This window comes from Faecalibacterium sp. I2-3-92, from assembly GCF_023347315.1.
Classification (GTDB): domain Bacteria; phylum Bacillota; class Clostridia; order Oscillospirales; family Ruminococcaceae; genus Faecalibacterium; species Faecalibacterium duncaniae.
In genome coordinates, this window is record NZ_CP094470.1 from 2,934,708 (window position 1) to 2,955,790 (window position 21,083).

Below are 21,083 nucleotides of genomic sequence, written 5' to 3' on the forward strand. Positions count from 1 at the left end.
TTTTCACGTCATTCCGCGCTATCATGGGTGTGTTTGAATCCACGCGCCAAGGGAGGACACCATGACAGACGCATCGACCACATCAAGACCGCTGTTCAACCGCCAACAGCTCATTTCACTTTTCCTGCCGCTGGTGGCAGAGCAGGCCCTCAGCATCTCCATCGGTCTGGCGGACACCCTGATGGTCTCCTCGGTGGGCGAAGCCGCCGTTTCGGGCGTGAGCCTGGTGGATTCCTTCAACGTGCTGATGATCCAGCTGCTCAGCGCACTGGCCACCGGCGGCGCGGTGGTCGCAAGTCAGTACATCGGCCACCGGGAGCCCAAACGGGCCAAGGCCAGCGCCGCACAGATCATGTTCATTATGATCTCGCTCAGCGTGGTCACCGCCGTCATCGTGGCGGTGGGGCGGCATGCCATCCTGCGGGGCATCTTCGGCTCCATTGACGCGGATGTGATGCGCTACGCTGAGACCTATTTCCTGCTCTCGGCCCTGAGCTATCCTTTTATTGGCGTGTACAATGCCGGTGCGGCCCTGTTCCGCGCCCAGGGCAACAGTAAGATCAGTATGCTTTCCAGCCTGGTGATGAACGTGGTGAACATTGGCGGCAACGCCATCCTGATCTACAGGTTTGGCCTGGGAGTGATGGGTGCGGCCACTGCCAGCCTCGTGAGCCGGATGATCGCCTGCTTCACCGTGATGTTCCTGCTGCAGAAGCCGGACTGTGCGCTGCGCATCGACCACCTCACCGACCTGAAGCCTGACCTCGACCTCATCAAGCGCATCCTGAAAGTCGGCATTCCCGCCGGCATTGAGAACGGCATGTTCCAGATCGGCAAGCTGTCGGTCTCCAGCCTGACCAGCACGCTGGGCACCGCCGCCATTGCGGCAAACGCCGTGGCAGGCAACATCTCCAGCTTCCTGAACGTGCCCGCCTCCGCCGTGGGCATCGGCGCGCTGACCGTTGTGGGCCAGTGTCTGGGTGCCGGGGAAAAGGTGCAGGCCAAGCGCTATTCCCGCCTGCTGCTCCTGACCGCCTACGCCGGGGACTGGCTGATGAATCTTTCCGGCCTGTTCTTCCTGAACAAGCTGGCGCTCTCCTGGTTCAACCTCTCGCCGGAGGCCTACGGCATGGCACTGGAGCTGATGGTCTGGTTCAACGCTGTATCGCTGATCCTGTGGCCCTCCAGCTTCACCCTGCCCAACATCCTGCGCGCCGCCGGAGATGCCGCCTTTACCATGACGGTCAGCGTCATCTCCATGTGGGTGTTCCGGGTGGCCTTCTGCTACCTGATGGTGCTTAAGTTCCACTGCGGCCTGCTGTTCATCTGGATGGGCATGTTCCTGGATTGGGCCATGCGCTCGCTGTTCTTCTGCGTCCGCTTTGTCCGCGGCAGGTGGATGGAACAAAAGGTGATCTGAGTTTCCGTATATCCGGCCCTTTCCGCCATTGCAGTTTTGGCGGGGAGGGCCTTTTTTGTGCAGGAAACCTGCATCCTGTCTCGTATCAATAGGCAGAAGCTTCTCTCCCCTGCATCCGCTTCCCCAAAGCATACCAAATTCCGCGCGGATGTGTTCACGATTTTGTCAGCTTTTTGTCTTGTTTTCTTCGTCTTTGCGCGGTATAATCATACGCTGCAAAGAACTTTAGGCGGGGCTGCGGCCCCCATTCCAGAAAAGGAAGTGTGTTCCATGCGCAACTGGTTTTCCCGCCATCCCGTTTCGTTCATGGCGTTTTATCTCCTGTTTTACCTTTCGGCGTTCCATTGGCTCGAAGTCCATATTGCCGTGCCCGATGTTCTGGTGCACTGCCATCTGGATGACCTGATCCCCTTTTGCAAATATGCCATCGTGCCCTACTTTGCGTGGTTTTTGTGGATCCCGTTCACCCTGTTCTACCTGCTGTGGAAAGCGCCCCGGGCCGACTTCTGGCGGCTCTGCCTGCCCCTGTTTGCGGGCATGACCATTGCGCTGGCCTGCTATGTCATCCTGCCCACCGGGCTGGACCTGCGGCCCTACCGGGTATACGGCAGCGACCTCTTTGCTCAGGCCGTGCGGATGCTCTATGCCACCGACACGCCCCTCAACGTCTGCCCCTCCATCCATGTGTTCAACTCCGTCACCCTGATGATGGCCTACTACCGCAGCCACATCTTTGAAACGCCGGGCCGCCGCTGGATGCGGCCCGCCTCCGCCGTGCTCTGCGTCTCCATCATCGCGTCCACGGTCCTGCTCAAGCAGCACAGCTGCATTGATGTATTGCTGGGCATCCTGCTGGCCATGGCGCTGGATACGGCCATGACCGCACTGGAACGCAGCGAGAGCCGGATCCCCCAGCGGCTCTGAATCTGCATTGAAAAACACCCATGCCGGCGCTGGCATGGGTGTTTTGCATTTTGGGGCATTACGGAGCCGGGGCAGTGAACTCTTTCAGGTGCGCTGTATCCAGCTCTTCGGCATCTTTGGCCGCCGGGGTGTAGGAAATGTTCAGATATTTCAGAGCCGTATCGTTCGCCAGCAATCTTTTGCAGGTTTCCGTATCAAACGTGATGTTGTTGGTCAGATCCAGCCAGATCAGCTGCGGCATCTGGGTCAGGGGAGTATAATCCATGTCCTTGTAGGCTTCCTGTGCACCCTGAGAGAGAGACATACTCAGATACTGCACACTGCTCTCCGCCAGCGGGGCAAAGCTGTCGATCTCCGGCCCTTGGCACAGCTGCAGAAAGCTCAGATTTTCCATCTGCTTCAGCGGTTCCAGCGAACCGATCCGGGTCACGTCCAGTCTCAGGACCCGCAAGTCAGCTCCGGCCAGCTGGGTCAGATCGACCTCACTGCCGGTGATCCACAGCATCTTCAGCGACTTCATCTGCGCCAGCGCCGAAAGGTCGGAGACATTGGAATCCGCCCGGATCCCGTCACTGCCATACTTCAGCTCTACCACAGAATCCAGCTTTGCAAAGGTCGGGAATGCGCTGCTCTCCACACTGGGCACACTCAAAAGCATCAGATTTTTGCATTCCTCCAGACCTGTCAGATCTGTAATGGGTGGGGCTCCCCTTCTATTATTGACCGACAATACCTGCAAGCTGTCAAAATGCCGCAGGTCTGCCAGAGAGGTCACCGGATCATACGTTCCCTCTACGCTGACTGCGCAGGCTGCCAGCTGCTCATTGCTGTTGACGTTTCTTCCAATGTCCACCCCATCCGGTGCATCTTTGACGATGAGATCCCCTACGCCGGTTCCGGAATTTATCGAGACCCGCTGATAATCCCAGACATCGCTGTGATAGATATCTCCCTTCGGGCGGTCAAGCCATTTCCGGACGTGCTTTTCCATCACAGGGTCCTGCCACTCAATGACATAATCCTCCCCATGCTCGGCGTGACTGGCCGGAACCGTAAGTGTCGTCTGCTGAACGAAAACATCCTGCATTTCCGAACGGAAAGGTCCCGGTCTCAGATTCAAAGAGCCTGCACATGCGCTGAACAAAAGCATTGCACAAATCAACAAACTCGACGCTTTTAACATTTTACGCATAACAGGCTCCTTTCTGTTTCGGCAAAATCTCTAGTTATATTTTACCATAGATTGTTTTTTTGTAAAGAAAAACCCACGATCTTTGCACAGACATGGCAAAAATCGTGGGTCTGCTTAAAACAGGCCTTCCGGCAGGCAGATATCCTGCTTTGGCACCTTGTCCCAGGAAAAGTCTGGGATCAGGCTTTCCGGGGTGCGGGGAGCCGGTTCAGGTTGGAGACCATAGGCAAAGGCAAGCCTGCCTACGATCTCTTCCGCCGTATACTTTGCCCGGAGATTTTCCAGGCTCTGGTCCCCGTCCCGTTTGGAAAGGCGGCGGCCATCGGGAGCCAGCAGGAGCGGGCAATGGGCAAACTTTGGGGCGGGCAGGCCCAGCAGACGGTAAAGATAAAGCTGCCGCGCGGTGGAAGAGAGCAGGTCCGCGCCCCGCACCACCTCCGTCACGCCCATCCGGGCATCGTCCACCACCACAGCCAGCTGGTAGGCAAACACGCCATCGGCGCGGCGGAGGTAGAAATCCCCGCAGTCGTGGAGCAGGTTCTCGGTGTGGGGGCCCATACAGCCATCGGTGAAGGTGATGTCCTCATCGGGCACCATGAGACGATAGGCTGGGGCCTTCTTTTTGCGCTTTTCGGCGATTTGCTCCGCCGTCAGCCCCCGGCAGGTGCCGGGATAGATCACATTGCCGTCGGAGGTGTGGGGTGCGCTGGCGGCATGGAGCTGGGCACGGGAGCAGAAACAGGGGTAAACAAGGCCCTGCGCTTCCAGTTTGTTATAGCTCTCGGTGTAGATGGCGGCGCACTCGCTCTGGTAATAGGGGCCGTTGGGGCCGCCGCTGCTGCCGCCCTCGTCCCAGACAAGGCCCAGCCAGCGCAGGTCCTCTTCCAGTGCATCGGCATATTTGCGAGGGCAGCGCTCGGCATCCAGATCCTCAATGCGCAGAACGATGCGCCCGCCCTGACTTCTGGCGCTGAGCCAGGCCAGCAGGCTGCAGGCCAGATTGCCCAGATGCAGCCGCCCGCTGGGGCTGGGGGCAAAGCGCCCGGTCACAGCGCTCACAGGCCCAGCTTCCACTCGCCGTCCACAGGCTGGGAGATGGGCGTGTTATAGAACTCGGCCACGGCTTTTGCCATGTACTCGGCATCCTTGCAGCTGGCGGTCTCCATTGCGGAATGCATGGCCAGCTGTGCCAGACCGATATCCACCATGGGGATCAGGATCTGGTGGCCCAGCAGGTTGCCCAGCGTGGAGCCGCCGGGAACATCCGCGCGGTTTGCGGCCACCTGCACCGGCACACCGGCCTTTTTGCAGATCTCGGCAAAGGCAGCGCCGGTAAAGCCGCTGGTGGTGTAGGTCTGGCGGGCATTGTACTTCAGCAGCACACCGCCGCCCATGACCGCCACGTTGGCGGGATCGCTCTTTTCGGGGTGGTTGGGGTGGGTGGCATGGCCATTGTCGGTGCTCAGCAGCAGGCTGTTGGTGCAGGCACGGATGCTCTGCTCCCGGGTCACGCCCAGCTTTTCCTCAATGCGGGCCAGCACATTGGCCATCAGGGTGCCCTGTGCGCCCTGCCGGCTGGAGGAGCCCACCTCCTCGTTGTCGAACATGACCCACATATCGCCCCGGCCTTCCTCCTCGCCGCGGCCCTGCAGGAAGCCCCACAGGGTGGTGTAGGCGCATTCCAGGTCATCGATGCGGCCGGACATGAAGTATTCGCCCTTCAGGCCCACGCGCTCGGCCTTTTCGCGGGTGCAGAGCACCAGGTCAGCGTCCACGATGTCCTCTGCCTTGACCCCGGCCTCCTCAGCCAGAGCGTCCCGCAGGGTGGAGCCCGCCTCACCAAAGATGGGCTGCAGATCCACCTGAGGGTTGTACTTCATGCCGTTGTTCAGGTCATGGTTGAAGTGGATGCAGAGGTTGGGGATGACAGCCAGCGCCCGGTCGGGGTGGACCAGCAGGCTCCGGATGCCGTTCTCCGTGCGGACCAGAATGCGGCCCGCCACGCTCAGGGGACGGTCCAGCCAGGTGGGCATGATCATGCCGCCGTAGCCCTCGGTCTCCGCCTTGGCAAAGACTGCGTCCTTGCCGCCGTCCAGCTGCTTGATGCGCCAGGTGGGAGAATCGCTGTGGCTGGCGGTGACATGCCAGCCGGTCAGCTCACCCTTGGGCATCCGCCATGCCAGCACGGCAGAGCCGTTGCGGGTGGTGTAATATCTGCCGCCGGGCACCAGCTCCCAGGCTGCGCTCTCGGGGCAGTTCTGGTAGCCGTTCTCCTCCAGGATCTTCACAGCCGCAGCCGTGGAGTGGAAGGCGCTGACACCGGCGTTCAGGAAATCGAAGAGACCTTCGACGGAAAAGGTGTTATTCTGCATTTTATGTTCTCCTTTATTTTCAGGTTATCCATTGCTAAACCTCTCCGTCATTGCTTCGCAATGCCACCTTTCTTGGCTCCCCTGTTAGGGGAACTGTCGCCGCAGGCGACTGAGAGGTTTCGCCACAATTATACCGTTTCTCTTATCAAAAAGCAATCACACCGGGGCCATCTCGGCAAGCTGCTGTTCAAGCGCATGGCGGAGCTGGGCGGCGTGCAGGCCGCAGACCAGCTGGACCCGGGTGCCCTGCACCACAAGACCTTTATGGGGCAGAGAGAGCAGAGCCCCCATATCCAGCAGCGAGGCATCCCGCACCGTGAGCCGGAGGCGGGTGAAGCAGTTTCCCAGCTGGGCGATGTTCTCCGGCCCACCCAGCGCGGCGATGAACCGGCACACCTCCTGCGGGTCGGCGTACGGGGACTGGTCTGCGGAGAGGTCTGCTTCCCGGCCCGGGGTAGGCAGATTCTTTACTTTGATGAGGATGCTGAACACGGCAAAGTAGGTCAGGATCTCCGCAAAGCCCAGCAGATAGAGCAGCGGCATGTTCTGCAGCTGCTCCCCGGCGCTCAGGTTGAACACCAGCGACCCCAGCAGGTTGGAGGTGAAGGCCCGGACATGCAGGACATGGAGCAGCACCATAAAGCCGCCCGTAATGACCGCATGGGCCACCCAGAGCAGGGGCGAAACGAAGCAGAACAGAAAATCAATGGGTTCGGTGATGGAGGCCACCGAGGCCGTGACCGCCAGCGGGATCATAGCGGCGGCGGTACGGGCACGGTTCTCCCTGCGGGCCGTGAAGATGAAGGCCGCTGCAATGCCCAGATAGCCAAAGGTCTTGGTGAAGCCGGTGTACATCCAGACGATGCCGTCCGAGAGGGGCAGACCCATGGTGTACTCGGTCATGCAGACGGCGTAAGCGCCCGTGTAGGTCACAGAGCCTACGGTCAGGCTGCCGCCCAGCGAGGAGAACTGGAAGGGCATATAGATGAGGTGATGCAGGCCGGTGGGGATGAGCAGCCGTTCCAGAAAGCCGTAGAGGAACACACCCGCGTTCCCTGAAGCCGCGATCCAGCCCGTGAGGGCGCTGACCGCCCGCTGCAGCGGTGGGCAGACGAAGCAGAACCCCAGCCCCAGTGCCACCGCCAGCGCCGACAGCCACAAAAACGACCACCGCAGGCCCGAATAGAGCTGGGTGATCATGCCATAAAACTGCTTTTCGCAGGTGCGGTTGAAGAGCCATGCCGCCGCAAAGCCCAGCACGATGCCGCTTGCCACGCCGGTGTCCACCACCTGAATGCCCAGAATGGTGGTCTGGCCCGTGCCCGCAAGGCCGGTCATCCCGTTCGGCTGGGCAAGCAGTCCCAGCGCTTCCAGCGCGGTGTGGTTGGCTGTGAGGAACACCAGATAGGCCATCAGCGCCAGCAGGGCGGCATCCTGCTTTTCGGTTTTGGCGCGCACGGCAGCCACCCCCACGCAGAGAATGACGCTGAGGTTGTTGATGAGCACCATCATCCCGTTGTAGAGCAGCTGACCCACCAGCTGCAGCGGAGCCCACTGCAGCACCGGCAGCGCCTGACACAAGGGCTTGCTGGTGAGCAGCGCCCCCAGCACCAGCAGCAGGCCCGCCGCCGAAAGATAAGACAGCGGCGACAGCAGCGACTGTGAAAAGCGTTCCAGCCGCCGCAGAAATTTCTGCATCCGTTTCTCCCCCTTTTTCCGGTTCTTCACTCATTTCCCCCAGTTTGACCATGGCAGAATTATACGCGCCAGCGCAAAAAATGTCAATCCCGCCCGACTGAGAAAAAAACGACAAAAGTTTGTATAGTTTGCACAGCCGGGGTGAAAAATCGTCCTGCGCACGCCGATTGACAACAGCCCGGCAGAACAGTATACTAGAAATGTACCAGAGCAGTTTCTCCGGCAGATGGGCCGGAACACGATAAAAGGAGGCTTTCCTATGATTCGCAAGCGTATTCTTTCCCTGCTGGTCTGCGCCGCCCTGCTGTGCGGCGTGCTGGCAGGCTGCAGCACCTCTTCCGGCAGCACTGCCGCTTCCAGCTCTTCCGCTTCTGCAAGCGAGAGCATCCCCTCTTCCACCGTGACCGCCGACACTGGCAAGGTGGGCCCGCTGGACGCAGGCGAGAACTCCCTGTTCTCCCTCTCTGACCCGGACGATGCCTTTGCCCCCTGCCTCGGCTGGGGCCCCGGCGTGTCCGGCTGCTCGCTGAAATCCGTCATCGCGGCGGCTTCCCTGCTGAAATGGGCCGATGGCTGCAACATGAGCATCCAGCCGGTCAGCGACATCAAAGATGCCTATACCCAGTGGTTCGACAGCCTGAGCGCCGATGACCAGCAGAGCTTTGCCGATGCCTGGCCGCTCATCAAGGCCGATGCCGAGACCCTGCTGACCGACAAGGACAGCATGACCGGCCGCATCGAGGATGCCGGTCTGGATGCCAAAGAGCTGCCCGGCTGTTCCGAGGAAAACTGGAAGGCCCTGGCCGATGTCATTGACGTACTGGTCCCGGCTTCCAGCGAGTATTGATCGTTCCGTCTGCTCCTGAATGCAAGAGACATAAAAATAAGCCCGACGTTGTCGGGCTTATTTTTATGTTCAGATCTTCTTCAGGGTGTACTGGCGGGTGCCCATGCCGATTTTTTCGGCCTGATCCAGCGTTGCCTTCCACTCGACATTGGGGTTGGAATCCTTGAAGTTGTCGTGGTGGCAGTTCCAGCCGGGCTTTGCAAGGTTCTGGCCCAGCTGGCTGTTGGGCAGGGGCTGTGCGTTCAGGCAGGCATCGGCACAGGCCTGATCCAGCGCCACGGGGTCAAAGGAGGCGAACATGCCGATATCCGGCAGGATGGGGGCATCGTTCTCTCCGTGGCAGTCACAGTTGGGGCTGATATCCTGCACCAGGCTGATGTGGAAGCAGGGGCGGTCTGCACAGACGGCGGCGGCATACTCTGCCATCTTGCGGTCCAACTCCTCGTTGGCGCTGCTGTCGATGGAATAGATGGCATCGAAGTTGCAGGCACCGATGCAGCGGCCGCAGCCCTTGCACTTTTCGTAATCAATGACCGCCTTGTTGTTCTCATTGTAGCGGATGGCATCGGAGCCGCACTCCTTGGCGCAGCGGTGGCAGCCGCGGCAGATCTCCTCCTGCACGGCGGGCTTACCGGAGGAGTGCTGCTCCATCTTGCCCGCACGGGAGCCACAGCCCATGCCGATGTTCTTGATGGCTCCGCCGAAGCCAGTCGCTTCGTGGCCCTTGAAGTGGGTCAGGCTGATGAAGATGTCGGCATCCATAATGGCGCGGCCGATCTTGGCGGTCTTGCAGTATTCGCCGTTGGGCACGGGCACCTCAAGCTCATCGGTACCGCGCAGGCCATCGCCAATGATGATCTGGCAGCCGGTGGTCATGGGCCAGAAGCCGTTTTCCTGCGCGCAGCTCAGGTGCTCCAGCGCGTTCTTACGGCTGCCCGGGTACAGCGTGTTGCAGTCGGTCAGGAAAGGCTGGCCACCCTGCTCCTTGCACAGGTCTGCCACTACCTTGGCGTAGTTCGGGCGCAGGAAGGCCAGGTTGCCCAGCTCACCAAAGTGCATCTTGATGGCCACGAACTTGCCGTCCATATCAATGCTCTTGATGCCCGCCGCAATGCACAGGCGGCGCAGTTTTTCGGTCAGGCTGGTGCCCACAGGACACCGGAAGTCGGTGTAATATACAGTCGATGCTTCCATAGGGATCTCCTCCGTTTTTGACAATTTCAGGCGCGGCACTCTCCCGCCGCCGGGTTCTCTCTTTATGGCTCCAGTATAACACAAGGCCGGGGCCGGGGCAACTGCCCCAGGGCGCAAAAAAGCCGCCCGTGCGGGCGGCTGGGGTGTTTGGGGAGCGATTTACGCAATGGCGGTGATGGCGGCCACGGCCAGGACGATCAGGCCCAGCACGATGCGGTAGAGGCCGAAGAACTTGAAGTTATGGCGCTTGACGTAATCCATCAGGAAGCGGATGGCGGCAAGGCTGACCACAAAGGCGACCACGCAGCCCACCACGAGGACAGCGATCTCGGTGCCGGTCATCGCAGCGCCGGAGAGGACGAACTTGACCACCTTGAGCAGGGACGCGCCCGCCATAACCGGGATGGCGAGGAAGAAGGTGAACTCGGCCACACAGGCACGGGACAGGCCCAGCAGCAGGCCGCCCACGATGGTGGCACCGGAGCGGGAGGTGCCGGGGATGATGGCCAGCATCTGCCACACGCCGACGATGAAGGCTTCGCGGTAGGTGATCTGTTCCAGCCGGGTGACATGCGGGGCGGTGCGGCGGTTCTCCACAAGGATGAAGAGGACACCGTACAGGATCAGCATGGCGGCGACTGTAATGTAATTGTAGAAGCGGATCTCAAACCAGTCGTCCAGCGGGCTGATGATGAGCACCGGGATGGTGGCGGCCACTACCTTGAACCAGAGCTGCCAGACGGCAGGTTTGGAGCAGACGCGGCCATGGCGCAGGCCGAAGGGCCAGAGCTTATTCCAGAACAGCACCACCACGGCCAGAATGGCACCCAGCTGGATGACCACGCGGAACATGGACATAAACTCCTCGCTGGCGTTGAACTTGACCACCTGCTCCACCAGGATCATGTGACCGGTGGACGAGATGGGCAGCCACTCGGTAATGCCCTCCACAATGCCCATCAGGATGGCTTTCAGTATTTCAAGAAACATGGGTTCTCCTCCCTGCAAAGCGGCACAGGCGCTCTGCACACATTCAGATTGGGTTCGCTTTCCAGTATATCATATTCTGAGAGCCTGCGCATGAAAAATCACAAATTTTATATAGGAGCGCTGTCTGCTTTTTCTGTATTTATCTGCCGCCGGAAATATGCTATACTGGACACAACGTTTTTCCCTGTGTTTCCTTCTGACACGGAATGCCGGGCCAGATAAAAACAGATTTTGAACAATGAGGTGACATCCATGAATATTCTGGTGATCGGCTGCGACCAGGTGGGCGCGGCACTGGTGCGGGATCTGGAACGCATCGGCCATGATATTTCCCTGATCGAAAAGGACCCCGAGCAGCTCAAGCGGCTGGACAGCTTTGATGATTATTCCTTTGGCGGCACAGCCCTTGTGGGCGACCCCACCGATCCCGACATCCTCAAGCAGGGCGGCGTGGAGAACTGCGACGCGGTGGCTGCTGTGTGCGAGGATGACTCCGTGAACCTGATGGCCGCACAGATTGCAAAGAACATCTTCCGGCGCGAAAAGGTCATCTGCCGCGTCTCTGACCCGCATTTGCAGGTGCTCTATCACAAGACCTACGAGCTGGACACGATCTGCCCCACCATCCTGACAGAACAGGCCGTGTTCCGTGCGCTGGCGAAGTGAGGTTTAGCTCAGGAGAAGTTTTACCCAAAGTAATACGAGGTGTCAATATGAAAGTTTGTATTGCAGGCGGCGGGCGTGTTGGGCGGTATCTGGCCCAGAGCCTGCTGACGAACCACCATTCGGTGGTCATCATTGAACCCATCGAGGCCCAGTGCCGGATGCTGGCAGATTCGCTGGACATCCCCGTGATCTGCGGCGATTCCATCAGCGTGGACACCCTGCGCACCGCCGATGTTGGCAGCTGCAACGCCTTTGTGGCCGTGACCGGCTCGGACGAGGACAACCTCGTGGCCTGTCAGATCGCCAAGCGGGAGTTCGGTGTAGACCGCACCGTGGCCCGGGCCTCCAACCCGAAAAACCGGGAGCTGCTGCACACCTTAGGCGTGGACACCGTGGTCTGCGGCACTGACAACCTGAGCCACATTCTGGAACGGGAGATCGAAACGGATACCATCCGCCAGCTGCTCAGCCTGGGCGGCGGCACGGCCAGCCTGAACGAGATCCTGCTGCCCGAGAACTTCAAGTTTGCGGGCAAGGCCATCATGGATGTGCCCATTCCCGGCGATGCCATTCTGGTCAGCATCACCCGCGACACCGAGTTCATCATCCCCCACGGCAACACCGTTCTGCTGCCCTGGGACCGCATCCTGGTGCTGACGCAGGACGATACCCTGCACCTGCTGACCGATGCCTGGGAGCTGAACAGCAAGTGACGGAGCGGGAGCTGCGCCGCACGGCGCTCATCATCCCGCCCCGGGGCCGGGCTGTGCTCTGCTGCTGGGCCGCCATCCCGGGCCTGTTGGCGGCTCCCTTTGTGTTCTGGCAGAGCATGCCCGCCGGGGTGGTGTTCTGCCTGCTCTGGGCCGCACTGGTGGCGGTGGTGTACCAGCGCGCCTGCAGCTATGCCGCCGCGCTGGGCGCGGAGACCCTGACGGTGTACTCAGGCATCGTCTTCCCGCTGCGGCGGGCGGTCCGCCGCAGGGCCGTAACGGGGCTGTTCCGGCTGCGCACGCCGCTGCTCCGGCTGGCAGGGGTATCGGTGGTCGTCATCACGGCACCGGGCACGCGGCTTATTTTACCGGCGGTCCCGGCAGAGCAGGCCGCTGCCCTCACCCATGCCCTTGCGGAGGAGATCCGATGAACGAACGCCGCCTGCACCCCTTTACCGTTCTGCGGTTTCTGCGCAAGACGCTGGTGGTCTATCTGCTGCCGCTGGTTCAGGTGCTGTTTGAGCGGAACTGGACAGCCCTGCACACGGCTCTGCGGCAGGATGCGCTGCTGTTTCTTCTGCTCTGCGCCGTGAGCTGGGGCATCCTGCGTGTGAGCAGCTGGAGCATGGATGACACCGGAGTCTTTCATCTGCACTGGCGGCTGGGCATCCGGCTGGATCGTGCCCTGCGGGGCGAGATGCTGGCTGCACTGACCATCGACCGGCCCCTGCTCTACCGGATGGCCGGGGCAAGCCGCCTGACCCTTTACCCGGTGGGCGCGGCGCAAAAGCACACCCTTTCGGTCTGCCTGCCCAAAGCCGATGCCGAGGCGGTGGCAGACCAGCTGATGCCTCTGGTAAATCCTACCCAGCACCGGCCCGCCGGAGGGGAGCGGGCGGCGCTGGGTTTTCTGGGGGCCAACGGCCTCTCCACGCTGGCCCTGTTCGTGCTGGCCGTGCGCCAGACCCGGGATGTTCCAGACTGGAACCCTGCCGTTTTTGCCCAGATCCAGGTGAGCTTTCTGGCCCGCTTCGCGGCGCGGTGGCTCCCTGCAGGCGCGGCGTGGCTGCTGGCAGCTGCTGGCTTTCTGCTGGGGGCCAGCCTGATGCGCAGCTTTGCCCAGACCGTGCACTACACTGTCTGGCACACAGCCGACCAGATCGGCAGCCGGGGCGGCTGGCTGGGGCACTTCGAGTGCCGGGTGCGGACAAGCGAGATCAGCTTTGCAGATGTCCGCATCTCCCCCGCCGCCCGGCTGATGAAACGCTGGCCGGTCTTTGTAACGGCGGGCGGCTGCTCCCCCGAGCTGCCGCTGTTCGTCTACCGCAGCGGCGAGGAGGCATTGTTCCGGGAGCTGCTGCCGGAGTTCCGGATGCCGCCCGACCTGCTGGCCCGCACCGAGCAGCGCAGTCTCATCTTTTTTGCACCGGCAGGCATTCCCTTTGCCCTCTGCCTCCTGCTGACGCTGGTCTCGGCCACAGTGCTGCCCCAGCTGACCTTGACCCTGCTCATCCCCACGCTCTTCTTTGGGGCACTGCTGGCCGGAGCCGCGGCCGGCTACCGGCGGGAGGGCCTCTGGCTGCGGGAGGGCCGCATGACCCTGCGGCGGCAGCAGGGGCTCTACCTGCATTGCATCTGTGTGTTTCACCCAGATGTCTGCCTGACCGCAGCACAAAGCCCCTGGGCTGCCAGCGTTGGCCGCACCAACCTGACCCTGACCTTTCCCGGCTGGGTAAAACTCAGGGTGAGGAGCGTGCCGCTGCGGGATGCGGAGAAATTTTTCAGATTTATGGAAACGAATTAAATCTCTCAGCCGCCGATCGGCGACAGCTCCCCCAATCAGGGGAGCCCTTGGCATAAAGATAACGTTATTGTTTTTAGGGGAAGTAAAATTGTTATGATTCATACAGTATTATTTGATTTGGACGGCACTTTGCTGAACACCATCGACGACCTGGCTGATGCAGGCAACTGGGTGTGTGCACAGCATGGGTGGCCGGAGTTTACGGTGGAGCAGTTCAAGCACATGGTGGGCAACGGCATCCCGAAGCTCGTGGAGCGGTTTTCGCCCGCCGAAGCCCGCACACCGGAGCAGCTGGCCGCTACGCTGGCGGAGTTTACCGCCCGGTACGATGCCCACAAGGAGGACAAGACCGCGCCTTACCCGGGCATTGCTGCCCTCATTGACGCGCTGAACACCGCGGGCGTGCAGTGCGCGGTGTTCTCCAACAAGGCTGACCCGCTGTGCGGCAAGATCATCGAGCATTATTTCGGGGCAGGTCGGTTTGTTCTGGTGCGGGGCAGCCGCCCGGGCGTGCCCACCAAGCCCGACCCCACCGGTGTTTACAGTCTGATGCAGGACCTGCACGCAGACCCTGCCAGCACCCTGTTTGTGGGCGACAGCGATGTAGATATCCTGACCGGGCACAATGCCGGTCTGCCTGCCATGGGGGCGCTGTGGGGCTTCCGGGGCCGCGCAGAACTGACTGCTGCCGGAGCCGATGCATTGGCCGGCGTGCCTGAGGATATTTTAGAATACGTTAGAACACATTAAAGGAACGACCCTCTCCGGTGCTGTGAAGCACGGACGGAGAGGGTCGATTTTTATTTGCAGACTGTTCACAGGATGTTTCTTGCATAAACTCCCCTGTTTTCCTATAATATAGTTCCTATTTGAAACCATTGAGAAACGGAGGACTTGCCCATGGCAGCTGAAAAGAAAACTTCCCCCAACGTAGAGAGCCGCCTGCGCCACAACATCCTGAAAATGCCCCAGGAGGTGTATGCCGCCAGCGGCATCGTCATCAACGGGCGGCGGCTGAAAAGCTTTGTATTCACCACCGACCTTGCCATCATCCGCAACTGCGACGCGGACGCGGTGTTCGCGGTCTATCCTTTCACGCCACAGCAGGCCATCAGCGATGCCATCATCAAGGCATCCTACATCCCGGTGTTCTGCGGTGTGGGCGGCGGCACCACCCATGGCGTGCGCACCCTGAACCTTGCCCGCGACGTGGAGAGCCAGGGTGCCATGGGCGTGGTGCTCAATTCCCCCATCTCTGACCTGAACCTGCTGGCGGTCTCGCGGGTGGTGGACATCCCGGTCATCATCACAGTGACAAAAGAGGATACCAACATCCAAAGCCGCATTGATTCCGGGGCATCCATCCTGAATGTGGCCTGCAGCACCGACACGCCCCGGGTGGTGGCAAAGATCCGGGAGCAGTTCCCGGATGTGCCCATCATCGCCAGCGGCGGCAAGACCGGCGAGAGCATTTCCGCCACCATTGCGGCGGGTGCCAACGCCATCACCTACACGCCGCCCTCCCCGGCTGTGCTGTTCAAGGAAATGATGGAGAAATACCGGGAATGATTTACGCAAGACGCTGTAACGTTTTTTCTGTTACAGCGTCTTTTTTACGCCATGAAAGGAGATATTTCAGAAATTTTTGAATTTTTGCGAAATAATTGTTGACAAATCGCAGTCGATTGGCTATAATAATAAAGCACTGTTCAAGTGCACAAAATAAATATGGCGGTATAGCTCAGTTGGCTAGAGCATTCGGTTCATACCCGAAGTGTCACCGGTTCAAATCCAGTTACCGCTACCACGTTACAGAGTTTCGCTAAGATAAGGGGGACGGTCGTCCGCAGTAGTGGATGATGGATGTCGGAGGTTTTAGCGAAGCTCTGTGTTTTTGAGGCCCGTTGGTCAAGCGGTTAAGACACGGCCCTTTCACGGCTGTAACATGGGTTCGATTCCCGTACGGGTCACCAAAAAGCTTCTGATTGAAAAATCAGGAGCTTTTTTCTTTTTGTTTTTTCTACACAACAAACCCCCGCCGTCTGCATCACGCGGACGGCGGGGGTTTCAACATTTTATGAGTGCTTTGTGGAAAAGTTCAGGCTCAACCCTTCTTGTGGGTGGGAACCATAACTTCCAGGCCGCCCATGTAGGGCTGCAGCACCTTGGGGATGGTCACGGAGCCATCGGCCTGCAGATGATTCTCCAGGAAGGCGATCAGCATACGCGGAGGAGCCACGCAGGTGTTGTTCAGGGTGTGGGCCAAATAGGTCTTGCCGTCCTTGCCCTTGACGCGGATGTGCAGGCGGCGTGCCTGTGCATCGCCCAGGTTGGAGCAGGAGCAGACCTCAAAGTACTTCTGCTGGCGGGGGCTCCAGGCCTCGATATCGCAGCTCTTGACCTTCAGGTCAGCCAGATCGCCGGAGCAGCAGTTCAGCTGGCGCACGGGGATCTCCATGCTGCGGAACAGCTCCACGGAGTTCTTCCAGAGCTTCTCGTACCAGTCGGCGCTCTCCTCGGGGCGGCAGACCACGATCATCTCCTGCTTCTCGAACTGATGGATGCGGTAGATGCCGCGCTCCTCGATGCCGTGTGCGCCCTTCTCCTTGCGGAAGCAGGGGCTGTAGGAGGTCAGGGTCAGAGGCAGAGTAGCCTCGTCCAGGGTCTGGTCGATGAAGCGGCCGATCATGGTGTGCTCACTGGTACCGATCAGATACAGATCCTCGCCCTCGATCTTGTACATCATGGCATCCATTTCGGGGAAGGACATCACGCCCTGCACCACGTTGCCGTGCATCATAAAGGGAGGAATGACATAGGTGAAGCCCTTGTCGATCATAAAGTCGCGGGCGTAGGCCAGCACAGCCTCATGCAGGCGGGCAATGTTGCCCAACAGGTAGTAGAAGCCATTGCCGGCAACGCGGCCAGCAGCGTCCATATCGATGCCGTCAAAGCTCTCCATGATCTCGGTGTGGTACGGGATGGGGAAATCGGGCACCACAGGCTCGCCAAAGCGCTGAGCCTCCACGTTGTAGGTGTCATCGGGGCCGATGGGCACACTGGGGTCGATCATCTGGGGGATGGTGTACATGATCTCCTGGATGCGGTCAGCCAGCTTGGCTTCCTCGGCTTCCAGCTCTGCCATCTTGTCCGCATCGGCCTTGACGGCGGCGTTGTTGGCATCGATCTGTGCCTGCAGCTGGGCCTTCTGGGCCTCATCGGTGCACTTCTTCAGCTGACCGAACAGGGGGCCGTTGGCCTTGCTCAGCTTGTTGCGGGCAGCCTTCAGGCTCTCAACTTCCTTCAGGCACTCGCGGTACTTTGCGTCCTTCTCGATGACTTCATCCACCAGAGGAAGCTTGGCATCCTGGAACTTCTTCTTGATGTTTTCCTTGACAGCATCCGGGTTGTCACGGACAAATTTGATATCAAGCATGATTTACTCTCCTTACTCTATTTCGGTTCGCATGGGGCGGGTAAGCCCTTTCCCATGCCGTTCAAAGGCGGCGTGCGCCTTAGATCGCTATGTTTTTCTTCTCGGGCAGGCTTGCCTTCGTACAACCTCTCAGTCGGGCTTACGCCCGCCAGCTCCCCTAGCAGGGGAGCCTCTGGCGTATACGAAAAGCTTCCATCGGCTGCCAAGGCCTCTCCTACTGGGCAACAACAATGACGGAGAGGTTTAATCCTCAACCTGATATTGCCCTAATAAGTTTGCAAAAGCCTTCAGCTGCTCATCCGAGTAGAAGTGGACGGTCAGCTTGCCCTTGCCATCGTGGTAGGCCACATTGACCTCACTGCCCAGCGCCTGCTTCAGGCTCTCCTCCACCTCCACAGGCAGGGTGCCGCGCGGGGCGGGCTCCACAGGCTCTTTGGGGGGCTTGGCCAGCTTCTTGCACAGGGCCTCTGCCTGCCGGACATTCAGCTCATGGTCAGCAATGATCTGTGCCGCCTGCTCCTGCAGCTCCGGGGTGGGCAGGCCCAGCACCACCTTTGCGTGGCCCGTGGTGAGAAAACCGCTCTTCAGCAGCTCCAGCACCGTTTCGGGCAGGTTGAGCAGACGCAGGCTGTTGGCCAGCGCACTGCGGCTCTTGCCCAGTTTGCGGGCGGCCTGCTCCTGGGTCAGGTCACAGCGGGTCATCAGCTCCCGGATGCCCAGTGCTTCTTCCACCGGGTCCAGATCCTCGCGCTGAAGGTTTTCCACCAGCGCCAGCTCCATGGCCTGCTCATCTGTGACATCCTTCACGACAACGGGTGCCTCGGTCAGGCCCGCCATCCGGCAGGCACGCCAGCGGCGCTCACCGGCCACGATGAGATAGCGGTCCACCCCGTGGGGCCGCACCGCGATGGGCTGCAGCAATCCGTGCTCTGAGATGCTGGCCGCCAGCTCTGCCAGCGTTTCCTCATCAAAGGTCTTGCGGGGCTGGGCCGGGTCCGGCTCGATCTCCCGCAGGGGCAGTGTCTCGATCCGGTTATCGGACTCAAAGCTGGGGGCTGTGTCCTCAAACAGACTTTCCAGGCCCCGGCCCAGTCCTCCTCTTTTTTTTGCCATAGGTTACGCTTCCCCCTGCTTCACTTGTTCCAGTGCGCTTTTCTGCTCGGCGGGGGCACTGTTCCCTTTTGTGCGGCGGCGTGCCGGTTCATGCGGGCGGTTGTTCTTTACGAACTCAATGGCGAGATCCATATAGGCCTCGCTGCCCTTGCCCTTGGGCTCATAGAAATTGATGGGCTGGCCGTAGCTGGGCGCTTCCGAGATCCGGATGGTGCGCGGGATGGTGGTCTTGTAGACCTTGGAGCCAAAATACTTTTTGACCTGATCCACCACCTGCAGCGTCAGGTTGAACCGCCCGGAGAACATGGTGAACACCACGCCCTCGATGTCCAGATAGGGGTTGTACTTCTTGCGGATGGTCTTGAGGGTGCTGATGAGCTCCGACAGGCCCTCCAGTGCGTAATACTCACACTGGATGGGGATAAGCACGCTGTCGCAGGCGCACAGACCGTTCAGGGTGAGCAGATCCAGGCTGGGCGGGCAGTCCACAAAGATGAAGTCGTAGTCCTTCTGCACCGAGGCCAGCGCCTTGCGCAGGCGGCTTTCGCGGCCCGGCAGGTCGATCATTTCCAGACCCGCACCCGCAAGCCGGGTGTTGGAACCGATGACATCGGTACGGAACTCGGTCTTGCGGATGGCATCCTTTGCCTCCGCCTCACCGATCAGCAGCTCATAAGTACCCACATCGACACTCCGCTTGGGAATGCCGTAACCGGTGGTGGTATTGCCCTGCGGGTCCAGATCGACGATGAGCGTCTTTTTGCCCAGAGCCGCAACGCAGGACGAAAGGTTCACGGCCGTGGTGGTCTTGCCCACGCCGCCTTTTTGGTTTGCAATTGCAACGATTTTAGCCACGCTCTTTGTTTCCTCCCGGGAAAATTATTTGTTCCACGTGGAACATTCGAGGCCGGGCCTCGCTGTTTTCCCACCAGCAAAGCCCCTTTAAAGACTAGTATAGCACATCAGCGCGGCTTTTTGAACCTGTTTCCTGATTATTTTGCGTAAAAACCCTGTGGAATTGCATTTTTTGTGAAAATTGCGATGCGTTTTATCTTTGCGCGGCTGCGGTTGGGATGCGCACCGTATACTCGATATAGCCGTCCCGCTCTTCCCTGTGGGCCGTGGCAGGCACACCGTTGTCCGTCATCAGCCGGATGGCATGGTCGATGGTGTTGACAAAGATGCGCACGTCCTTGACCATGGAGATGCGGTGTCTGCCCGGGGCGGCGGCATTGAGCACCTGCTCAATGTACAGGTCGGTCTGCCGGGCATTCATCCGCCGCTTGGCAATGGTGATAAGGGCTTCGCTCCGCCGGTTCTCGGGCAGGCGCAGGACAGCCCGGGCGTGGCGCTCGGTCAGGCCATTGTCCAGCACGAACTGCCTTTGGTCGGTGGTCAGCTGCAGCAGCCGCAGCTTGTTGGCAAGGGTGGGCTGTGCCATGCCCAGCCGCTTGGCCGCCTCGGCCTGGGTGCAGTCCCAAAGGGCGATCACATCCCGCAGCCCTTGTGCCTGCTCAAAGGGGTTCAGGTCTTCCCGCTGGATGTTTTCCAGCAGCCCCAGCGCCGCAGTCCGCTGGTCGCCGCAGTCACAGAGGATGGCCGGGATGGTCTCCATCCTGGCCAGCTTGCAGGCGCGGAGCCGCCGCTCCCCTGCCACCAGCTCGTAACCACCCTCGACCTTCCGCACCGAGATGGGCTGAAGCAGGCCGTTTTCCCGGATGCTCTGGGCCAGCCCCGCCAGCTCCTTTTCATCAAAAACAGTCCGAGCCTGAAACGGCGAGGGACGGATGCTTTCCACTGGCAGGGTGTAGATCTTTCCGGCAGATTTCTTCCATTCAAACATGATTCTTTCCCCTTTCGCTGAAATGTGACGCAGTTTTCCACCGTTTCCCGGGAAACGGTGGAAAACTCACTCATTGCAGTTCCAGTGTACCAAAAATCAAAAAGCCCTGCCAGAAGAATCGTTCGGCAGGGCTTGGCATTTATCTTGCGGTTTTGCGTTATTTCAGCGGAGACTTTGCGATCTTTCCACCGTTTCTGGGGTAGGCTGTCGGAGTTTGCGAAATCTTTTTGCAGAGGATGAGGGTGCGGGTATCGCCGCCCGGCAGATGCAGGGTGCGGGTCTCCTTGTACTCGCCGCCCAGCTTCCGGATGGCACCGCGGGCAGCGGCCAGCTCCTCCTCGCCGGAAGCGCCTTTCATGGCAAGGAAGCTGCCACCCACCTTGACCAGCGGTAAGCAGTACTCGGCCAGCATGGGCAGAGCCGCCACCGCACGGGCAGAGGCCAGATCAAACTGCTCCCGCCATGCTTTGCGGGCGGCTTCCTCGGCGCGCTCCTTGGCAAACTCCACCCCGGTCAGGCCCAGCTGAGCGCAGGCATACTTCAAGAACTCCACCCGCTTGCCGGTGGGCTCCATCAGGGTCAGCTCCAGCTCGGGCTTGTAGATCTTTGTCACGATGCCCGGGAATCCGGCACCGGCACCCACGTCCACCATCTTCCCTGCTACCTCGGGCTGGCTGGCAAACAGCAGGCTGTCGAGGAAGTGCTTGTCCTCAATGCCCTCCGGGTCGGTAATGGCGGTCAGATTGACCTTCTGGTTGTAGTCCACCAGAATCTGCGCAAAGGCATCCAGCTGGTCCAGCTGTTCCCCGGTCAGCGCAATGTTCCACATGGAACATTTTTGCTCTAATCTGTTCTTATCGATCATTTATCTGTC

20 protein-coding genes and 2 tRNA genes are annotated in these 21,083 nt (G+C 60.1%); 11 read left to right on the plus strand and 11 right to left on the minus strand.

The features are described from left to right. The first annotated feature begins 61 nt into the window (after nucleotides 1-61). Both MTP42_RS14445 and MTP42_RS14450 read left to right on the plus strand, forming a co-directional pair. A complete protein-coding gene (locus MTP42_RS14445) occupies nucleotides 62-1,420 on the plus strand; it encodes an MATE family efflux transporter (RefSeq protein ID WP_156070907.1) in 1,359 nt (452 codons plus the stop codon). A gap of 270 nt (nucleotides 1,421-1,690) precedes the next feature. Next, nucleotides 1,691-2,344 (plus strand): phosphatase PAP2 family protein, encoded by a 654-nt coding sequence (locus tag MTP42_RS14450; protein WP_249257653.1) that lies wholly within the window; start codon nucleotides 1,691-1,693, stop codon nucleotides 2,342-2,344. A 58-nt stretch (nucleotides 2,345-2,402) separates the two neighbouring features. Here the strand turns inward: MTP42_RS14450 and MTP42_RS14455 are convergent, their stop codons facing one another. The 4 genes from MTP42_RS14455 to MTP42_RS14470 form a co-directional block, all read right to left on the minus strand. Beyond that, nucleotides 2,403-3,431 (minus strand): leucine-rich repeat domain-containing protein, encoded by a 1,029-nt coding sequence (locus MTP42_RS14455; RefSeq protein WP_249257654.1) that lies wholly within the window; start codon nucleotides 3,429-3,431, stop codon nucleotides 2,403-2,405. Nucleotides 3,432-3,650: 219 nt separating this feature from the next. Beyond that, nucleotides 3,651-4,595, minus strand: a complete 945-nt coding sequence (gene gluQRS, locus MTP42_RS14460; RefSeq protein WP_249257656.1) for a tRNA glutamyl-Q(34) synthetase GluQRS — start codon at nucleotides 4,593-4,595, stop codon at nucleotides 3,651-3,653. Continuing rightward, entirely contained in the window at nucleotides 4,592-5,908 is a 1,317-nt protein-coding gene (locus tag MTP42_RS14465; RefSeq protein ID WP_249257657.1) for a M18 family aminopeptidase, read from the minus strand. Before MTP42_RS14465 ends, gluQRS begins: the two co-directional genes overlap by 4 nt. A gap of 156 nt (nucleotides 5,909-6,064) precedes the next feature. After that, complete coding sequence (locus tag MTP42_RS14470; protein WP_156070916.1) at nucleotides 6,065-7,606, minus strand: PTS transporter subunit EIIC; 1,542 nt, start codon at nucleotides 7,604-7,606, stop codon at nucleotides 6,065-6,067. 259 nt (nucleotides 7,607-7,865) lie between these two features. On the opposite strand from MTP42_RS14470, the gene MTP42_RS14475 reads away from it, so the two are divergent. Further along, nucleotides 7,866-8,453 carry a hypothetical protein gene (locus MTP42_RS14475; protein WP_227611717.1) on the plus strand — a complete coding sequence of 196 codons (588 nt, stop codon included), beginning with the start codon at nucleotides 7,866-7,868 and terminating at the stop codon, nucleotides 8,451-8,453. A gap of 69 nt (nucleotides 8,454-8,522) precedes the next feature. On the opposite strand, the gene MTP42_RS14480 is transcribed toward MTP42_RS14475, so the two are convergent. Continuing rightward, a complete protein-coding gene (locus tag MTP42_RS14480) occupies nucleotides 8,523-9,647 on the minus strand; it encodes a DUF362 domain-containing protein (protein WP_249257658.1) in 1,125 nt (374 codons plus the stop codon). A gap of 159 nt (nucleotides 9,648-9,806) precedes the next feature. Beyond that, the gene (locus MTP42_RS14485) at nucleotides 9,807-10,637 is read right to left on the minus strand and encodes an undecaprenyl-diphosphate phosphatase (protein ID WP_249257660.1); all 831 of its coding nucleotides are present in this window, start codon (nucleotides 10,635-10,637) and stop codon (nucleotides 9,807-9,809) included. Between the two features lie 252 nt (nucleotides 10,638-10,889). Between MTP42_RS14485 and MTP42_RS14490 the strand changes: the two genes are divergently transcribed. The 8 genes from MTP42_RS14490 to MTP42_RS14525 all read left to right on the plus strand — a co-directional run bounded on the left by MTP42_RS14490 (nucleotide 10,890) and on the right by MTP42_RS14525 (nucleotide 15,790). Further along, nucleotides 10,890-11,303 (plus strand): potassium channel family protein, encoded by a 414-nt coding sequence (locus MTP42_RS14490; protein WP_097769913.1) that lies wholly within the window; start codon nucleotides 10,890-10,892, stop codon nucleotides 11,301-11,303. Between the two features lie 47 nt (nucleotides 11,304-11,350). Continuing rightward, nucleotides 11,351-12,016: a potassium channel family protein gene (locus MTP42_RS14495; protein WP_005929193.1), complete on the plus strand. Its 666-nt coding sequence runs from the start codon at nucleotides 11,351-11,353 to the stop codon at nucleotides 12,014-12,016. Continuing rightward, nucleotides 12,013-12,444 carry a hypothetical protein gene (locus tag MTP42_RS14500; RefSeq protein ID WP_249257661.1) on the plus strand — a complete coding sequence of 144 codons (432 nt, stop codon included), beginning with the start codon at nucleotides 12,013-12,015 and terminating at the stop codon, nucleotides 12,442-12,444. The genes MTP42_RS14495 and MTP42_RS14500 overlap by 4 nt, the downstream gene beginning before the upstream one ends. After that, nucleotides 12,441-13,817: a PH domain-containing protein gene (locus MTP42_RS14505; protein ID WP_249257662.1), complete on the plus strand. Its 1,377-nt coding sequence runs from the start codon at nucleotides 12,441-12,443 to the stop codon at nucleotides 13,815-13,817. The genes MTP42_RS14500 and MTP42_RS14505 overlap by 4 nt, the downstream gene beginning before the upstream one ends. Nucleotides 13,818-13,910: 93 nt before the next feature. After that, nucleotides 13,911-14,567, plus strand: coding sequence for an HAD family hydrolase (locus MTP42_RS14510; protein ID WP_215697484.1), 657 nt, complete (start codon nucleotides 13,911-13,913; stop codon nucleotides 14,565-14,567). Between the two features lie 150 nt (nucleotides 14,568-14,717). Then, a complete protein-coding gene (locus tag MTP42_RS14515; protein WP_097769909.1) occupies nucleotides 14,718-15,386 on the plus strand; it encodes a hydrolase in 669 nt (222 codons plus the stop codon). A gap of 161 nt (nucleotides 15,387-15,547) precedes the next feature. Continuing rightward, nucleotides 15,548-15,624 (plus strand) — tRNA-Met (locus MTP42_RS14520). Between the two features lie 91 nt (nucleotides 15,625-15,715). Beyond that, nucleotides 15,716-15,790, plus strand: a tRNA-Glu gene (locus MTP42_RS14525). A 131-nt stretch (nucleotides 15,791-15,921) separates the two neighbouring features. Here MTP42_RS14525 and serS read toward each other — a convergent pair. From serS to rsmG, 5 genes are all read right to left on the minus strand, one after another. Beyond that, nucleotides 15,922-17,253, minus strand: coding sequence for a serine--tRNA ligase (gene serS / locus MTP42_RS14530; RefSeq protein ID WP_005929185.1), 1,332 nt, complete (start codon nucleotides 17,251-17,253; stop codon nucleotides 15,922-15,924). 243 nt (nucleotides 17,254-17,496) lie between these two features. Further along, on the minus strand, nucleotides 17,497-18,366 hold the full coding sequence (locus MTP42_RS14535; RefSeq protein WP_117476658.1) for a ParB/RepB/Spo0J family partition protein: 870 nt from the start codon (nucleotides 18,364-18,366) through the stop codon (nucleotides 17,497-17,499). A gap of 3 nt (nucleotides 18,367-18,369) precedes the next feature. Continuing rightward, nucleotides 18,370-19,221: a ParA family protein gene (locus tag MTP42_RS14540; protein WP_156068944.1), complete on the minus strand. Its 852-nt coding sequence runs from the start codon at nucleotides 19,219-19,221 to the stop codon at nucleotides 18,370-18,372. Between the two features lie 193 nt (nucleotides 19,222-19,414). Next, nucleotides 19,415-20,209, minus strand: a complete 795-nt coding sequence (locus MTP42_RS14545) for a ParB/RepB/Spo0J family partition protein (RefSeq protein ID WP_005929172.1) — start codon at nucleotides 20,207-20,209, stop codon at nucleotides 19,415-19,417. 157 nt (nucleotides 20,210-20,366) lie between these two features. Beyond that, on the minus strand, nucleotides 20,367-21,074 hold the full coding sequence (rsmG, locus tag MTP42_RS14550; protein WP_005929169.1) for a 16S rRNA (guanine(527)-N(7))-methyltransferase RsmG: 708 nt from the start codon (nucleotides 21,072-21,074) through the stop codon (nucleotides 20,367-20,369). Nucleotides 21,075-21,083: the final 9 nt, after the last annotated feature.

Excerpts from the sequence above, each read along its gene's own strand:
- MTP42_RS14470 (WP_156070916.1), bottom strand. The coding sequence starts at position 7,606 with ATGCAGAAATTTCTGCGGCGGCTGGAACGCTTTTCACAGTCGCTGCTG.
- MTP42_RS14475 (WP_227611717.1), top strand. The coding sequence starts at position 7,866 with ATGATTCGCAAGCGTATTCTTTCCCTGCTGGTCTGCGCCGCCCTGCTG.
- MTP42_RS14450 (WP_249257653.1), top strand. The coding sequence starts at position 1,691 with ATGCGCAACTGGTTTTCCCGCCATCCCGTTTCGTTCATGGCGTTTTAT.
- MTP42_RS14495 (WP_005929193.1), top strand. The coding sequence starts at position 11,351 with ATGAAAGTTTGTATTGCAGGCGGCGGGCGTGTTGGGCGGTATCTGGCC.
- MTP42_RS14455 (WP_249257654.1), bottom strand. The coding sequence starts at position 3,431 with ATGCAGGATGTTTTCGTTCAGCAGACGACACTTACGGTTCCGGCCAGT.
- MTP42_RS14545 (WP_005929172.1), bottom strand. The coding sequence starts at position 20,209 with ATGTTTGAATGGAAGAAATCTGCCGGAAAGATCTACACCCTGCCAGTG.
- MTP42_RS14465 (WP_249257657.1), bottom strand. The coding sequence starts at position 5,908 with ATGCAGAATAACACCTTTTCCGTCGAAGGTCTCTTCGATTTCCTGAAC.
- rsmG (WP_005929169.1), bottom strand. The coding sequence starts at position 21,074 with ATGATCGATAAGAACAGATTAGAGCAAAAATGTTCCATGTGGAACATT.
- MTP42_RS14535 (WP_117476658.1), bottom strand. The coding sequence starts at position 18,366 with ATGGCAAAAAAAAGAGGAGGACTGGGCCGGGGCCTGGAAAGTCTGTTT.
- MTP42_RS14490 (WP_097769913.1), top strand. The coding sequence starts at position 10,890 with ATGAATATTCTGGTGATCGGCTGCGACCAGGTGGGCGCGGCACTGGTG.
- MTP42_RS14505 (WP_249257662.1), top strand. The coding sequence starts at position 12,441 with ATGAACGAACGCCGCCTGCACCCCTTTACCGTTCTGCGGTTTCTGCGC.
- MTP42_RS14515 (WP_097769909.1), top strand. The coding sequence starts at position 14,718 with ATGGCAGCTGAAAAGAAAACTTCCCCCAACGTAGAGAGCCGCCTGCGC.
- MTP42_RS14445 (WP_156070907.1), top strand. The coding sequence starts at position 62 with ATGACAGACGCATCGACCACATCAAGACCGCTGTTCAACCGCCAACAG.
- MTP42_RS14485 (WP_249257660.1), bottom strand. The coding sequence starts at position 10,637 with ATGTTTCTTGAAATACTGAAAGCCATCCTGATGGGCATTGTGGAGGGC.
- MTP42_RS14480 (WP_249257658.1), bottom strand. The coding sequence starts at position 9,647 with ATGGAAGCATCGACTGTATATTACACCGACTTCCGGTGTCCTGTGGGC.
- serS (WP_005929185.1), bottom strand. The coding sequence starts at position 17,253 with ATGCTTGATATCAAATTTGTCCGTGACAACCCGGATGCTGTCAAGGAA.
- MTP42_RS14510 (WP_215697484.1), top strand. The coding sequence starts at position 13,911 with ATGATTCATACAGTATTATTTGATTTGGACGGCACTTTGCTGAACACC.